Below are 1104 nucleotides of genomic sequence, written 5' to 3' on the forward strand. Positions count from 1 at the left end.
CTAGGGCGCGTTTTGAGTCGTGATCATTCGGTGGTCCGGGTGATGTCTTTGATCCAGATCATCGAGGCGCGTAGGTGGAGGCCGGCGAGGTAGCTGTCTGGGGTCTTGTCGTACCGGGTGGCGATGCCTCGCCAGGCCTTGAGCTTGTTGATCAGGCGCTCGACGGTGTTCCTCTCCTTGTAGAGGCCGGTGTCGTAGCTGACGGGCCGACCGCCCTCAGAGCCCTTCTTCTTCCGGTTGGCGGCCTGGTCCTTCTTCTCCGGGATCACTGCCTTGATGCCGCGTTGGCGCAGGTGGGCCCGGTTGCCGCGGGAGGAGTAGGCCTTGTCGGCGGCGACCGCGTCCGGCCGGGTACGGGGGCGACCGACAGGGCCGCGGACCCGTAACTTCCCCAGCACGGGCAGAAACTGCGGGCTGTCCGCAGCCTGGCCCGCGGTCAGCACGAACGCCAGCGGACGGCACTTGCGGTCGGCGGCGAGGTGGACCTTGCTGGTCTGACCACCCCTGGAACGTCCCAGGAGAGCGGCCTTCAGCCGGAGTTTTCGCCGCCGCCGGATGCGTCGTCGTTCCTCCCGCCCGGGATCCGCTTCGACGTCCTGTCCGTCTTGTTCTTCGATGCTGCCCCTTTTGACCTGGCCTTCTCCGCCTCGATGGCAGCCTTCTCCAGCGCGGTGAGGACGTCCTCGCCCAGGTGCATCCCGGCCGCGTCGTGGTGAGCGCGCGCGGTGGTGGAGTCGATGCTGACCAGGGACAGATCGATCTCACCCCACTTCGCGGCCTCCGCGATCAAGCCCTCCAGCAGAGCCTCGAAGACGCCGGCGTCACGCCACTGCCGGAAACGGTTGTGGACAGTCGACCAGGCACCGAACTCCTGCGGCATCTCCCGCCACTGTCCGCCGGTCTTGAACCGCCAGATCACCCCCTCGAACTGCTGCCGCAGCCGCTCGGGGTACGGGCCGTACTCGCCGATCGGCAGGTACGGCTCGATGAACTCCCATTCCACGTCCGTCAGTTGCACGCGCGTCACGCAAGAAGGCCTACCGGTCCAGAACCCGCCACGACAGCGAATCCCGCAGATTGATCACGACTCGATACACGCCCTAG

The 1104-nt window shown here is 66.6% G+C and carries 1 pseudogene; it reads right to left on the minus strand.

Annotated elements, in window-relative coordinates:
* Nucleotides 1–23 precede the first annotated feature (23 nt).
* Nucleotides 24–1027: pseudogene (locus tag ACP4J3_RS50735) on the minus strand (IS5 family transposase).
* Nucleotides 1028–1104 lie beyond the last annotated feature (77 nt).

Origin of the sequence: Streptomyces sp. UG1 (assembly GCF_049974585.1) — a bacterium.
Classification (GTDB): Bacteria; Actinomycetota; Actinomycetes; order Streptomycetales; family Streptomycetaceae; genus Streptomyces.